Source organism: Streptomyces sp. BR123 (assembly GCF_013401435.1).
Lineage (GTDB): Bacteria > Actinomycetota > Actinomycetes > Streptomycetales > Streptomycetaceae > Streptomyces.
The window spans coordinates 29,179-42,932 of sequence record NZ_JACBGN010000011.1 but is presented as its reverse complement, the minus strand read 5'-3'; the positions used below and the strand labels follow the sequence as shown (position 1 = coordinate 42,932).

General features: G+C 73.2%; 13 protein-coding genes. 4 read left to right on the top strand and 9 right to left on the bottom strand.

What is annotated here, in order from left to right; translation table 11 throughout:
- Positions 1-94: 94 nt before the first annotated feature.
- Genes HYE82_RS03310 through HYE82_RS03290 form a run of 5 tightly spaced genes read right to left on the bottom strand, consistent with a single transcriptional unit; the run spans position 95 to position 5,300 of the window.
- Positions 95-979, bottom strand: a complete 885-nt coding sequence (locus HYE82_RS03310) for a glycosyltransferase family 2 protein (RefSeq protein ID WP_179172380.1) — start codon at positions 977-979, stop codon at positions 95-97.
- Positions 976-1,755 carry a CDP-alcohol phosphatidyltransferase family protein gene (locus tag HYE82_RS03305; RefSeq protein ID WP_179172379.1) on the bottom strand — a complete coding sequence of 260 codons (780 nt, stop codon included), beginning with the start codon at positions 1,753-1,755 and terminating at the stop codon, positions 976-978. The genes HYE82_RS03310 and HYE82_RS03305 overlap by 4 nt, the downstream gene beginning before the upstream one ends.
- Positions 1,733-2,794 carry an iron-containing alcohol dehydrogenase family protein gene (locus HYE82_RS03300; protein ID WP_179172378.1) on the bottom strand — a complete coding sequence of 354 codons (1,062 nt, stop codon included), beginning with the start codon at positions 2,792-2,794 and terminating at the stop codon, positions 1,733-1,735. The genes HYE82_RS03305 and HYE82_RS03300 overlap by 23 nt, the downstream gene beginning before the upstream one ends.
- The gene (locus tag HYE82_RS03295; protein ID WP_179172377.1) at positions 2,782-3,534 is read right to left on the bottom strand and encodes a sugar phosphate nucleotidyltransferase; all 753 of its coding nucleotides are present in this window, start codon (positions 3,532-3,534) and stop codon (positions 2,782-2,784) included. Before HYE82_RS03295 ends, HYE82_RS03300 begins: the two co-directional genes overlap by 13 nt.
- On the bottom strand, positions 3,531-5,300 hold the full coding sequence (locus HYE82_RS03290; RefSeq protein ID WP_179172392.1) for a DUF5941 domain-containing protein: 1,770 nt from the start codon (positions 5,298-5,300) through the stop codon (positions 3,531-3,533). Before HYE82_RS03290 ends, HYE82_RS03295 begins: the two co-directional genes overlap by 4 nt.
- A 401-nt stretch (positions 5,301-5,701) precedes the next feature.
- Between HYE82_RS03290 and HYE82_RS03285 the strand changes: the two genes are divergently transcribed.
- The gene (locus tag HYE82_RS03285; RefSeq protein ID WP_179172376.1) at positions 5,702-7,009 is read left to right on the top strand and encodes a bifunctional class I SAM-dependent methyltransferase/N-acetyltransferase; all 1,308 of its coding nucleotides are present in this window, start codon (positions 5,702-5,704) and stop codon (positions 7,007-7,009) included.
- Between the two features lie 153 nt (positions 7,010-7,162).
- Complete coding sequence (gene idi, locus HYE82_RS03280; RefSeq protein WP_179172375.1) at positions 7,163-7,762, top strand: isopentenyl-diphosphate Delta-isomerase; 600 nt, start codon at positions 7,163-7,165, stop codon at positions 7,760-7,762.
- 69 nt (positions 7,763-7,831) lie between these two features.
- Here idi and HYE82_RS03275 read toward each other — a convergent pair whose 3' ends face one another.
- Positions 7,832-8,353, bottom strand: a complete 522-nt coding sequence (locus tag HYE82_RS03275) for an ATP-binding protein (protein WP_179172391.1) — start codon at positions 8,351-8,353, stop codon at positions 7,832-7,834.
- Positions 8,354-8,483: 130 nt separating this feature from the next.
- The gene (locus HYE82_RS03270) at positions 8,484-9,242 is read right to left on the bottom strand and encodes an HdeD family acid-resistance protein (RefSeq protein ID WP_179172374.1); all 759 of its coding nucleotides are present in this window, start codon (positions 9,240-9,242) and stop codon (positions 8,484-8,486) included.
- Positions 9,243-9,321: 79 nt separating this feature from the next.
- Here HYE82_RS03270 and HYE82_RS03265 point away from each other — a divergent pair, with 79 nt between their 5' ends.
- On the top strand, positions 9,322-10,086 hold the full coding sequence (locus tag HYE82_RS03265; RefSeq protein WP_179172373.1) for an enoyl-CoA hydratase/isomerase family protein: 765 nt from the start codon (positions 9,322-9,324) through the stop codon (positions 10,084-10,086).
- On the opposite strand, the gene HYE82_RS03260 is transcribed toward HYE82_RS03265, so the two are convergent.
- Together HYE82_RS03260 and HYE82_RS03255 are read right to left on the bottom strand one after the other, a co-directional pair.
- A complete protein-coding gene (locus HYE82_RS03260) occupies positions 10,070-10,708 on the bottom strand; it encodes a DJ-1/PfpI family protein (protein WP_179172372.1) in 639 nt (212 codons plus the stop codon). The two genes, HYE82_RS03265 and HYE82_RS03260, sit on opposite strands and share 17 nt — an antisense overlap.
- 230 nt (positions 10,709-10,938) lie before the next feature.
- A complete protein-coding gene (locus tag HYE82_RS03255; protein WP_179172371.1) occupies positions 10,939-11,898 on the bottom strand; it encodes a GlxA family transcriptional regulator in 960 nt (319 codons plus the stop codon).
- A gap of 113 nt (positions 11,899-12,011) precedes the next feature.
- Between HYE82_RS03255 and HYE82_RS03250 the strand changes: the two genes are divergently transcribed.
- Complete coding sequence (locus HYE82_RS03250) at positions 12,012-13,649, top strand: ABC-F family ATP-binding cassette domain-containing protein (RefSeq protein WP_179172370.1); 1,638 nt, start codon at positions 12,012-12,014, stop codon at positions 13,647-13,649.
- Positions 13,650-13,754 lie beyond the last annotated feature (105 nt).

The following is a 13,754-nucleotide window of genomic DNA, read 5'->3' as shown; positions in this document are numbered from 1 at the left end:
GTTGAAACTTTCCGTCTTCAAGATGCGGCAGTAGGTGGCATCGGGCGTGGGACGCACGGACCGTGACCGCGCCATGTTCTCAGACGCCGACGCGTCAGATGACAGGCGGTCGCCCCAGCCGGGTCAGCCGCCAGACCGTGCGCCACCTCATGGGGCGCCGGGGACCGCAGGGGGTGGTCCATCCCTCCTTGAAACCGCCGAACCAGGCCTTGAGGGCCGGGACCGAGGGCCTGCGCAGGAGCGTCAGCAGCAGCCAGACGCCCACGTAGACCGGCACCAGCGGGGCGGGCAGGTTGCGGCGGGCGAGCCACACCCGGTTACGCGCCACCATACGGTGGTAGACCGCGTGCCGGGAGGGGGCGGTCTTCGGGTGCAGCAGCACCATGTCCGCACGGTAGTCGATCGACCACCCTGCGTCGAGGGCCCGCCAGGCCAGGTCGGTCTCCTCGTGCGCGTAGAAGAACTCCGCCGGCAGGGCTCCGACCTGCGCGAGCACCGAGGTGCGCACGGCGTTGGCGCCGCCCAGGAAGGTCGTCACGCGGGAGGAGCGCATCGGGTCCGAGGCGCGCAGCCGGGGCACGTGCCGGCGCTGGGTCTCACCGGACTCGGGGTCGGCGATCCGGAAGCTGATGATCCCGAGGCGGGGGTCCTCGGTGAAGGCCTGCCGGCACAGCTCGGCGGTGTCGGTGCGCTCCAGCAGCCCGTCGTCGTCGAGGAAGAGCAGGACGTCCACGTCGCCCCCGCCGGGGCCGAAGGCCTCGATGCCGACGTTGCGGCCGCCGGGGATGCCCAGGTTCTCGGGCAGGGTGACGGAGCGCACGCCCTCGGGGAGCCCGGTGACCTCGACGCCCTGGCCCACGACGACGACCTCGACGGGGTCGCCCTGCTGGCGGGCCACGGAGTCGATCAGCGCCTTCAGCTCGTCGGGGCGGTTGCCCATGGTGATGACCACCGCGCCGACGCGCAGCGGGGCGCTCACCGCAGCCTGCTGGAGGCGAGGACGGACACCAGGTGCAGCACCGTCTGGAGGAGGGCGATGCCGGCCAGGACGGCCACGCCGACCCGGGTGAGGAACAGGTCGCCCCGCATCTGGTCCGCGACGGCCAGCACCAGGACGAGCAGCGATGCCTCGATGCCGAGGATCAGCCGGTGGAACTTCAGCGCGGACGCCGCCCGGCGGGCGAGCGCCATGCCGGAGGAGCGGGGCTCGGCCGCGGCCTCCTTGACGGGGGCCATGCCGGCCTGGTGGCGGGCGACGCCGACCAGGTCGGTCTCGGCCTTGATCAGGATTGCGCCGAGCGCCGCGAGGGTGCCGAGGAAGGCCCACAGCCAGTCGATCCGGCCGCCGCCCCACAGGTCGGCGGCGCGCAGGCCGAGGCCGACGAGCACGGCCGCGTCGCACAGGTAGGCGCCGACCCGGTCCAGGTACACGCCCGAGAGCGAGTACTGCTTCTTCCAGCGGGCGAGCTCGCCGTCGACGCAGTCGAGCAGCAGGTAGAGCTGGACGAAGACGACGCCGAGGACGGCCCCCCAGATGCCGGGGACCAGCAGGGCCGGAGCGGCGAGCACGCCGCACAGGGTCATCAGGTAGGTCAGCTGATTGGGCGTGACCTTGGTGTTCGCCAGCAGGCGGGTGATGCGCAGGGAGATCTCGCGCATGTACAGGCGGCCGCCCCAGTGCTCACCGCTGCGCCGGTCCTTCACGCCCTCCGGGTGAACGACAGGCCGGAGTTCAGCTACGGATGGTCTTGGCATAGTCGGCGTACGCGTCCCTGATATCGGCGGCGGACAGGTTGAGGTGCTCCAGGATCGTGAAGCGTCCCGGGCGGGTCTGGGGGGCGTACTCCACGGCGGCGACGAACTCGTCCACGCTGAACCCGATCTCCGCGGGGAGCACGGGCATCCCGTGGCGGCGCAGCACCTCGACGAACAGCCCGGACTGCTCGGCCGCCCCCCGCAGGTGCATCGCGAAGGCGGCGCCGAGTCCCACCTGCTCGCCGTGGAGCGCGGAGCGCCCGGGGTGGAGCAGGTCGAAGGCGTGGCTGATCTCGTGGCAGGCGCCGGAGGCGGGCCGGGTGTCCCCGCTGATCGACATGGCGATGCCGGTGAGGACGAGGGCCTCGGCGAGTACGGTCAGGAACTCGTCGTCCCCGCAGCCGCCGGGGTGGCGCAGGACCGACTCTCCGGCGGTGCGGGCCATGGCGGCGGCCAGGCCGTCGACGTGCTCGCCGTTGATCCGGTGCGACAGCTCCCAGTCGGCGATCGAGGAGATGTTGGACAGGGCGTCGCCGATGCCCGCGCGGACGAACCGCACCGGGGCTTCCCGGATGACGTCGAGGTCGATGACCATCGCGATCGGCGTGGGCACTCCGTAGGAGCCGCGGCCGTTGTCGTTGTCGAGGGTCGCGACGGGCGAGCAGATCCCGTCGTGCGAGAGGTTGGTGGCGATCGCCACCATCGGCAGCCCGACCCGCGCCGCGGCGTACTTCGCCACGTCGATGATCTTGCCACCGCCCAGGCCCACCACGGCGTCGTAGCGGCGGCCCTTTATGTCGTCGGCGAGCTTGACCGCCGAGTCGATGGTGCCGTCCGTGACCGGGAACCAGTCGGCGTACGGCAGGACCGGCGCCAACCGGGCGCGCAGCGCCCGGCCGGAGCCGCCGCTGATCGCGATCGCCAGCTTGCCGGAGGCGGAGATCCGCTGGTCGGCGAGGATGCCGTCCAGCTTGTCCATCGCCCCGTTGCTGATGTCGACGACGACCGGGGAGGGAATGAGCCTCGTCAGTACTGGCATGCGATGGACCGGCCCTTGGCGAGGTCGTCGTGGTTGTCGATCTCGACCCACTTGACGTCGCCGATGGGGGCCACGTCGACGGTGAAGCCGCGGTTGACCAGCTCCTGGTAGCCGTCCTCGTAGTAGAGGTCGGGGTCGCGCTCGAAGGTCGCCTTGAGGGCGTCGGCCAGCTCCTCGGCCGCCTCGGGCTCGATCAGGGTGACGCCGATGTACTCGCCGGTCGCGGTGGCCGGGTCCATCAGCTTGGTGATCTTCCGGACGCCCTGGCCGTCGGCCGTGATGACCTTCATCTCCTCGTCGGCCAGCTGCTTGACCGTGTCGAGGGCGAGGATGATCTTCTGGCCGTTGCCGCGGGCGGCGAGCAGGGTCTGCTCGACGGAGACCGGGTGGACGGTGTCGCCGTTGGCGAGGATCACGCCCTGCTTCAGGACCTCGCGGGCGCACCACAGGGAGTAGGCGTTGTTCCACTCCTCGGCCTTGTCGTTGTCGATCAGCGTGATCTTCAGCCCGTACTCGGCCTCCAGCGCGGCCTGGCGCGCGTAGACGGCCTCCTTGCGGTAGCCGACGACGATCGCGACCTCGGTCAGGCCGACCGCGGCGAAGTTGCCGAGGGTCAGGTCGAGGACCGTCAGGCTTTCCTCGTCGCCTTCGGGGCCGACGGGCACGAGGGCCTTGGGCAGGGTGTCGGTGTAGGGACGCAGGCGGCGTCCGGCACCGGCAGCGAGGACAAGGCCGATCATGCTGGTTCTCCTTCGTCGTGTACGGCGGGTGCCCCGGAGGAGACCCAGAAGCGGATGCTCTCCACGAGCACCACGAGTGCCACGAACACGGCGAGGACCGTGAGCGCGACGGGGAGCGCGTCCCGGGCGAGGACCGCGGCCAGGACCACGGCCAGCAGGACCCGGCCGTCATGGCCGCCGATGGTCCACACCAGCCACCGCGGGGGCGCGCCGGAGCCTCCGCGGATGCGGTAGACCGTGTCGTAGTGATGGTAGGCGACCGCCGCGACCAGTCCGAATGCGGCCGGGAGGGCCCCGGGGACGTCCGCCTTGACGGCGAGCGCGAGGACGGTGGTGTACTCGGCGAACCGGAACAGCGGCGGAAGAAGCCAGTCCAGGGCTCCCTTGAGCGGGGTGGCGACGGCGCTGCCGCTGAACACGATGTACACCCCCGCGCAGATGACCACCATCCAGCTGCCCCACGGCAGGCTCCACGCGGCCCCGACCACCAGGGCGGCGCCGACCGCGGCGAAGAGCAGGCGGAGCGGCTGGCGGACGGCGGACCGGGCGACGAGCTCCGCCAGCGGGCCCGAGTCGGCCAGGTCGGCCAGCGCCCCGGCGGCCCGGTCGGTGCGCACGGCCTTGCGGGTCAGCGAGCGCAGGACGCGGCCGGCGGTGGTGTACAGCGCGCCGAAGGCGCAGCCGACGAGCAGGGCGTAGAACACGATCCGCGGTGTGGTGGCCGCGGTCAGGACCGCGATCATCGCCCAGCGCTCGCCGATCGGGAGGATGATCATGCGCCGGGCCCAGACCGTCCAGCCGACGCTGTCGAGCCGGTCGGAGAGGGCGGCGGTGGGGCTCGTGTTGGCCGTGGCGTCGTGGTTGGCCTCGTTGAAGGAGAAGTCCACGACGTGCCGGCAGGTCATGAGGATCATGGCGCCGAGGGCGAGGGCCCAGACGTCGTCCCCGGTCCGGGCGGCGCCGAGAGCGAGGCCCGCGTAGAAGGAGTACTCCTTCGCCCGGTCGAAGGTCGCGTCGAGCCACGCGCCCATGGTCGAGTACTGCAGGGAGTAGCGGGCGAGCTGCCCGTCGGTGCAGTCCAGGACGAAGGAGAGCAGCAGCAGCACGCCCGCGGTGACGTAGCCCCAGCGCTCGCCGGTGGCGGCGCAGCCGGCCGCGATGAGCGCGGTGACCAGCGAGGCGGTGGTGACCTGGTTCGGGGTCAGGCCGCGGCGCGCGCACCAGCGGGCGATGTAGCGCGAGTACGGGCTGATGAAGAAGGTGGTGAAGAACCCGTCGCGGGACTTCACGGCGGAGCGCAGCCGCACGGCCTCCTCGTCCACCGCGTCGACCGCGGCGGCGGCCGCCTCGCGCTCCGCCCCGGCGGCGGGGACGGCGGCGACCAGGCTGCCGAGCTCGGGCCGCTGGACGGCGGTCCCGCCGGCCTCGACGGCGGCGGCGAGCCGGTCGGCGTACGGGCCGCTGCCGTTCACCGGGAGCGCGACGGCCTCGTCCAGTGCCGCGCGGGCGGCGGGCTGGACGGTGAAGGCGCCGGTCACGGCACAGGCGTCGAAGCGGGGATCGGTCAGCGCGAGCCGCAGCGCGTGGACGTGCCCGACGAAGGCGCTGTCCACCACGGCCACCCGCTGGCCGGCCGGTACGCCGGCCAGCACCGCGGCGGCGTCCTCGGGCGCGGCGGCGGGGCGGACGTCGAAGCCGAGGGAGCGCAGATCGTCGTTAAGCGGTGATCCGGGGACCGGCAGGCCGGTGAGGATGACGGTCGACAGACGAACTCACTCCTTGCAGCGATCACGGCGGCGGCGCCGCAGGGGGCGGCGACACGTCGGCAGAGGCTATCGGATGGACGGAAGCCGGGGTTCACCACCCGTTTGCTCCCCGACGGGCCGGGAAACCCGGGGTCCGGGACCCGGTGGGGTCATCATCATCCGTGATCGCGCCGAGGTCCGACAAACCGTCCGGGTGTTAAAGTGGGGCGGCTCACGCAGAATGCGTGTGGCATGAGCGGCACGAGTGATCTGAGTGACAGGAGGTGGGTTGATGACCGTCGCAGCGGTCGCTGCCGAGCGCAGCGCACTCCGGTTCGTCCCCACCTTCCTCCGGGCTGCCGGCCGGGCCTGATCACCACGATCCGGCCCGTCGGCCGGTGCCCTCTCACCAAGGGTTCACAGTGACCGACCACACCGGTTCCGATTCTGGTTCCGTCTCCTCTTCCGACCTCACCTCAGCGTTCTTCGCCCTGCACCGCGGGCTGCCCCGGCAGGCCCCCGGCTCCGCCGCGACCACCCGACACCTGCTCTCCCTGTGCGGACCGCTGCCCGAGCGGCCGCGCGCCCTCGACCTCGGCTGCGGTCCCGGCCGCAGTGCCCTGCTGCTGGCCGCGGAGGCCGGCGCGCACGGCGCCCGGGTGACCGCCGTCGACCTGCACGAGGACTTCCTCGACGAGCTGGGCGCCGCAGCCGCGGACCGCGGGCTCGACGGCCGCGTCCACCCCGTCCGCGCCGACATGGGCGCGCTCCCCCACCCCGACGGGGCCTTCGACCTCGTCTGGGCGGAGGGCTCCGCGTACCTCATCGGTTTCGACACCGCCCTCGCCCGGTGGAAGCGGCTGCTCGCGCCGGGCGGCACCCTCGTGCTCACCGAGTGCGAGTGGACCGTCGACGAGCCGTCGGCCGGGGCCCGCGCCTTCTGGGACCGGCACGGCGGCCTGCGCTCCACCGCCCGCAACATCGCCGCCGCCCAGGCGGCCGGCTACCGCGTGCTGGGCGTCCACCGCCTGCCCGACTCCGACTGGGACGCGTACTACGGCCCGCTCGGCGCGCGGGCCGACGCGGTCGAGGCCGGGGCCGCCCCGGATCCGGCGACGGCCGCCGCGCTGGCCGGCGCCCGCGAGGAGATCGCCGTACGGGCCCGGCACGGCCACGAGTACGGGTACACCGGCTACGTCCTGCGCCCGGTGACCGCCGGGGACGGCGGTGCCTGGTGGGCCCGGCCGGAGACCGCCGCGGACCGGGCCGCCGTGCGGGCCGTCAACCTCGCCGCCTTCGGCAGGCCGCTCGAAGCGGATCTCGTGGACGCGCTGCGCACCGACCCTGCCTGGCTGCCGGGCCTGTCGTACGTGGTCGGGGCCCCCGACGGCCCGGTCGCCGCGCACGCCCTGCTGACCCGCTGCGAGGTCGAGGGGGTGCCGGCGCTCGCGCTCGCCCCGGTGGCCGCCGATCCTGCGGTCCGGCGCTCGGGCGCGGGCAGCTCCGTCGTACGGGCGCTGCTGGCGGCCGCGAAGGAGCAGGGGGAGGCACTGGTCCTCGTCCTCGGGCACCCGGCGTACTGTCCGCGGTTCGGCTTCGTGCCGGCCTCCCGGTTCGGGATCCGGGCGCCCTTCGAGGTCCCGGACGAGGCGCTGATGGCACTGGTGCTCGACGATTCCGTCCCCGTACCGCGGGGAACGATCACGTATCCGGCCCCCTTCGGGGTCTGATCCCGCAGGTGGTCCGCGTGCACACCGCACGCGGACCACCACCGCCCGGCGCCTGTCACGCGCCCGGGGGCAGACATGCGCGGATCGCCGAAGTGGGGACAAGACTCCCTTGTACGGCAGACTGAGGGCCAGAGTCCGAAGCGAAGGATGGGTATGCCGACCACACCAGCCACCGCCGCGAAGAGCGCGCCCCACGGCACCGGCACTCAAGAACCGATCATGCTCGAACTGGTCGACGAGTCCGGCAACACCATCGGCACGGCGGAGAAGCTCTCCGCCCACCAGGCGCCCGGTCTGCTGCACCGGGCCTTCTCCGTGTTCCTCTTCGACGAGCAGGGCCGCCTGCTGCTCCAGCAGCGGGCCCTCGGGAAGTACCACTCCCCCGGCGTCTGGTCGAACACCTGCTGCGGCCACCCGTACCCCGGCGAGTCGCCGTTCGCGGCGGCGGCCCGGCGGACCCACGAGGAGCTGGGCCTGTCGCCCTCGCTGCTCGCGGAGGCGGGGACGGTGCGCTACAACCACCCGGACCCGGAGTCGGGCCTGGTGGAGCAGGAGTACAACCACCTGTTCGTGGGACTTGCGCAGGCCGCGGTCCGGCCGGACCCGGCCGAGGTCGCCGACACCGCCTTCGTCACGTCCGAGGAGCTGGCCCAGCGGCATGCGGCCGTGCCGTTCTCGGCCTGGTTCATGACCGTGCTGGACGCGGCGCGGCCCGCGATCCGCGAGCTGACGGGCGACGCGGCCGGCTGGTAGGCCGCACGCCCGCCGGCACGCCGGTACGCGGTACCCCGGTACCCCGCAGGCCGCTGACCGGTACGCCGGTCAGCGCGCCGGACGCGGGAAGGGCCGGTACGGGCCGGGGCCCGGGGCGGTGATCGGCAGGGCTGCCCAGATGACCTTGCCGCCGGTCGAGGTGTGCTCGACATCGCACACCCCGCCGGCCTCCCGCGTCGTCTCGCGCACCAGGAGCAGGCCCCTGCCGCCGGTCTGGCCGAAATCGGCCTCCAGCGCCTTGGGCCGGTACGGGTGGTTGTCCTCGACCGCCACTCGCACCCAGGCCCGGCCGATCGCGACCTCCACCGCGACCTCCGGCGAGAGCAGGGCCGCGTGCCGGACCGAGTTCGTCACCAGCTCGGAGACGATCAGCAGCAGGGTGTACACCAGATCCCGGTCCGCGGGTACGCCCTGGCGGCCCAGGAGGTCGCGGACGGCCCGTCGGGCCTGCGGAACGGATTCTTCAACAGCGGGGACGGTGAACCGCCACACTCCTTCGTACGCGAGTGGGCCGGCCGGGGACTCCGGCTCACCCACCTCGGCCGGCGGGACACTCCCGCTGAGATCCATCTTCCGGCCCCGTCCTTCGCACTCGATCGTCGCCACGCGTCCAGGGTGGGGACCCGACCGGTCCGGACCGGACCGCTGACAACAAGTCGGCGCCTATAGGGCATCTTTTGACCGCAGGCTTATGCCAGTGTCAGCCGTCCGACTCTTCCTGATCTCCCGTGGGACGCTTTCCGGCCGCACCACGTGTCCCGCCCGCCGCGTCCCCCGACCCGGACTCCTCGTCCTGCCTGACCACGCCCAGAATGCGGCGCCCTCCCAGGCCCAGGGCCAGCAGACTCAGTCCGTCGAACAACAGGGCGACGGAGAAGAAGGTTCCGATCACGTAGAGGCTGTTGCCCGGCCAGTCCGCCAGGATCAGCAGCCCCAGCAGGATCCCGAACGCGCCCTGGACCAGCATCAGCCCGAACTGCGTACCGCGTACCACCAGCGCTCCGACCAGCCGGAACACCCCGGCGGTGAGGAACAGCAGCGCGGCGAACATCGTCAGCGCCTCGGCGCTCGCCTCGGGGCGGCGCAGGATCACGAAGCCGGCGGCGATGTTGATCGCGGCGACGATGACCGCGAGCCAGAAGGAGTCGGTCCTGCGGGATTGGACGGCATGGAGCAGCCCCACCGCCCCGCCGATCAGCAGCAGCCAGCCGAACAGGAACATCGAGGTGAGGGCGGCCACATTGGCGTACACGAGGCCCAGCAGGCCGGCCAGCACCAGGATCGCGCCGAGCACGGCCAGCCAGCCGAGGCTGCGGCGCAGCCGCCCGGCTTCCCCGGTCCCGGCACGGCCCGCCCGCTCCGGGCCGTGCGCGTGTGCCGATCCGCCTGCCCGGTCTGCTCCGCCGGCCCGGTTTGCCCGGTCTGATCTGTCTGCTCGGTCTGTCCGGTCTGCGCCCATGGGGGTCGCACCTTTCCGCAGCCCCCCGTAACGGACTCCCTTGATCATAGGATCGACGGCCCGGGATAGCATCCGGCGCATGGAAGCAGCCCAGGAAGCAGCAGGCGAAGCGGCCCTGCTGCACACCGTCGCCGACGGGGTCGCCACGGTCGTCATCGCGCATCCCGCCAAGCGCAACGCCATGACCGCCGGAATGTGGCGGGCCCTGCCCGGGCTGCTGGCGGGCTTCGCCGCCGACCCGGACGTACGGGTGCTCGTCCTGACCGGGGCCGGGCCCACCTTCTGCGCCGGCGCCGACATCTCCTCCCTCACCGGCGACGAGGACCCGCAGGCGCTGTCCGTCGCCGCCGAGGAGGCGCTGGCCGCCTTCCCCAAGCCGACGATCGCCGCCATCCGCGGATTCTGCGTCGGCGGGGGCAGCCAGCTGGCCGCTGCCTGCGACCTCCGCTTCGCGGAGGAAGGGGCCTCCTTCGGGGTGACCCCGGCACGCCTGGGCCTCGTCTACCCGGCCTCCTCCACGCGCCGGCTCGCCGGCCTCGTCGGTCCCTCCACCGCCAAGTACCTGCTCTTCTCCGCCGAGCTGATCGACGCGGAGCACGCCCTGCGCGCGGGCTTCCTCAACGAACTCCTGCCCGCCGGCCGGCTGGACGAGCGGATCGCGGATTTCGCCCGCATCCTGACGAGCCGGTCGCAGCTGACGCAGGCCGCCGCGAAGGAGTTCGCCGACGGGCGGACGGACCGGGACGGCCACTGGGCCGGGCAGCAGGCCGGAAGCGGCGACCCCGCCGAGGGGGTCGCCGCGTTCCTGGAGCGCCGTGTGCCGAAGTTCAGCTGGACTGCGTGAGCGGGTTGAACTCGCGCAGCCGCGCGACCAACCCGGCCGGGGCCTTCTCCGGGGAACCGGCGTCGTACGGCGGCTGAGGGTCGTACTCGATCATCAACTGCACGGTCTGGGCGAACTCGTCGCCCGCGATGCGTCCCAGCAGCGTCAACCCCATGTCGATGCCGGAGGACACCCCGGCAGCGGTCACGTACTTGCCGTCGAAGACCACGCGCTCGCCGGTGGGCTGCGCGCCGAAGGCGGGCAGCCGGTCGAGGTAGAGCCAGTGGCAGGCGGCGCGGCGGCCGTCGAGCAGGCCGGCCGCCGCCAGTATGAGCGAGCCGCTGCACACGGACGTGGTCCAGGTGGTGGTGGCGTCGACCGAGCGGAGCCAGTCGACGACCGCGGGGTTGTCCATCTCCGTCTCCGGGTGGGGCCCGCCCGGTACGACGACGATGTCGGGGCGGGTCACCTCGTCGAGGCCCTTCTCCGCGACGAGGGAGAGGCGGCCGCTGTCGCAGCGCACGGGGCCGGGGCGCTCCGCGACGAACACGGTCTCGCTGTCGGGGAGCTGGACGAGCGTTTCGTAGGGGCCGATGGCGTCGAGGGCGGTGAAGCCGTTGTAGAGCAGGACGGCTGTCTGCATGTCTCCTCCGGAGTTTGCGGTGGGTGTGGCCGGGTGGTGCGGGTGGTGCGGGTGGTGCCGCCTGTGCCGGCCGAGGCCGAGTGCGCAGTTCCCCACGCGCCTGGTGTGGGGGCGTGCCGATGCCCTGCCGGGTGCGGGCCTTCCCGGGTTGAGCGCGCAGTTCCCCGCGCCCCCGGCAGGGACGTTTGCCGGGGTTGAGCGCGCAGTTCCCCGCCCCTGGCGGGGCTCGGTCAGGGGTGGCCGAAGCGGCGGCGGTATTCGGCGGGGGGTTGGCCGAGGGTTTTGACGAAGGCGCGGCGGAGGGCCTCGGGGGTGCCGTAGCCGCAGGCCCGGGCGATCTGGGCGACCCCTTTCCCGCCGTCCTCCAGCAGTCGCCGGGCATGCTCCACGCGGACCCGCTCCACGTACCGCCCCGGCGTCACGCCGGTCTCTGCCTGGAAGGCCCGGGCGAAGTGCCGGGGCGAGAGCCGGGCGCGGGCGGCGAGCGCCGGCACGCTCAGGTCCTCGGACGGGTGCTCGGTGATCCAGTGCTGGACCTCGCGCAGCGGCTCCCGCTGTGCCGTCTGGGCGGCCAGCTGGGCGCTGAACTGTGCCTGGTTGCCCGGCCGGCGCAGGAAGACCACCAGCTGGCGGGCGATCTGCAGTGCGATGTCCCGACCGTGGTCCTCCTCCACCAGGGCGAGGGCCAGGTCGATCCCCGCCGTGACCCCGGCCGAGGTGGCGACCTGCCCGTCCCGCACGTAGATCGGGTCCGGTTCGACCGCCACCCGCGGGTAGTCGCGTGCCATCTGCTCGCACACGGACCAGTGCGTGGTGGCCCGCCGGCCGTCCAGCAGACCGGCCTCCGCGAGGAGCAGCCCGCCCGTGCACACGGACACCAGTCGCTGCGCTCCACCCCCGTGGGTGCGCAGCCAGTCGGTGAGCCGGGCGTCGAAGTCCCCCGAGTACCGGCCGCCGGGCACCAGCAGCGTGGTGCCCGGACCCGGCCGCTCGTCCGCCAGGTCCCCGTCCGGCAGCAGCACGAGCCCGCTGCCGGTCCGTACCGGGACCCCGCCCACGGAGGCGGTCCGGATCGTGTAGCCGACCTCCCCGGGGAAGTGGGCGACGCCGGCGAAGACCTCCACCGGACCGCTCACGTCCAGGCTCTGCAGCCCGTCGTAGAGGAGGACGAGCACGTTGTGCGACGTCATGACCCCATGGTGTGAGACCGCGGGGATGGCCGCAATGACGGACCTCCCACCTATCCGGCCACCCCTGCCGGCCGCCCCGGCAGCCGGCAGGGCGCGGATAGGATCGGGGGACCATGACTGCAACCCTCGTCGCCAAGAACCTCAGCGCCGCACACGGTGAGCGCACGCTCTTCGCCGGACTCGACCTCGTCGTCGCGCCCGGCGACGTCATCGGCCTCGTCGGCGTCAACGGCGCGGGGAAGTCGACCCTGCTGCGGCTGCTCGCCGGCCTGGACACCCCCGAGTCCGGCGAGCTGCGGCTGTCCCCGCCCACCGCCGCCGTGGGCCACCTCCCGCAGGAGCCCGAGCGCCGCGCCGGGGAGTCCGTACGCGAGTTCCTGACCCGGCGCACCGGTGTCGCCGCCGCCCAGGCGGAGCTGGACGCGGCGACGCAGGGCCTGGTGGACGGGGCGCCCGGCGCGGACGACGCGTACGCGACGGCGCTGGACCGGTGGCTGAACCTCGGCGGCGCGGACCTCGACGAGCGGGCCCGGGAGACCGCCGACGAACTCGGCCTCGCCGTGAGCCTGGACCTGCCGATGACCGCCCTGTCCGGCGGGCAGGCCGCCCGCGCGGGCCTGGCCTCGCTGCTGCTGTCCCGCTACGACGTGTTCCTGCTCGACGAGCCGACCAACGACCTCGACCTGGAGGGCCTGGAGCGGCTGGAGCGGTTCGTCACGGGCCTGCGCGCCGGCACGGTCGTCATCAGCCACGACCGCGAGTTCCTGACCCGGACCGTCACCAAGGTCCTCGAACTCGACCTGGCCCAGCAGCAGATCAACCTCTACGGCGGCGGCTACGACGCCTACCTGGAGGAGCGGGCCCGGGCGCGCACGCACGCACGCGAGGAGTACGACGAGTACGCCGACAAGCGCGCCGCACTGGAGGGCCGGGCCCTGATGCAGCGCAACTGGATGGACAAGGGCGTCCGCAACGCCCGCCGCAAGGCCACCGACAACGACAAGATCGGCCGGAAGCTGCGCGGCGAGGCGAGCGAGAAGCAGGCCGCCAAGGCCCGGCAGACGCAGCGCGCCATCGAGCGGCTGGACGTGGTCGAGGAGCCGCGCAAGGAATGGGAGCTGCGCATGGAGATCGCGGCGGCCCCGCGCTCCGGGTCGGTGGTCGCGACCCTGCGCGAGGCAGCCGTGCAGCGCGGCGACTTCTCCTTCGGCCCGGCCAGCCTCCAGCTCGACTGGGCGGACCGGGTGGCGATCACCGGCGCGAACGGCGCGGGCAAGTCGACGCTGCTGGCGGTGCTGCTGGGCCGGCTGGCCCCGGATTCCGGCGCGGCCTCGCTCGGCTCGGGCGTGCTGACCGGCGAGGTGGACCAGGCGCGCGGCCTGTTCCTCGGCGAGGAGTCGCTGCTGGAGGCGTTCTGCGCGGCGGTCCCGGACACCGAGCCGGCAGACGTGCGGACCCTGCTGGCCAAGTTCGGGCTGAAGGCGGCGCACGTGCTGCGCCCGGCGTCGACGCTGTCCCCCGGTGAGCGGACCCGGGCGGCCCTGGCGCTGCTCCAGGGCCGCGGGGTGAACCTGCTGGTGCTGGACGAGCCGACGAACCACCTGGACCTGCCGGCGATCGAGCAGTTGGAGGCGGCGCTGGAGGCGTACGAGGGCACGCTGCTGCTCGTCACGCACGACCGGCGGATGCTGGACGCGGTGCGCGTCACCCGTCGCCTGCAGGTCGTGGACGGCAGGGTCGTCGAACTCTGAGCGCTCCGCGGGCGGTGCCGCGATGGTCCGGCGGTCGTGCGGCCCGGTGGTGGCCGACCGCGCAGTTCCCGTGCACCCTTCGGGGCGCGGCGGCCGCCCGGCCCG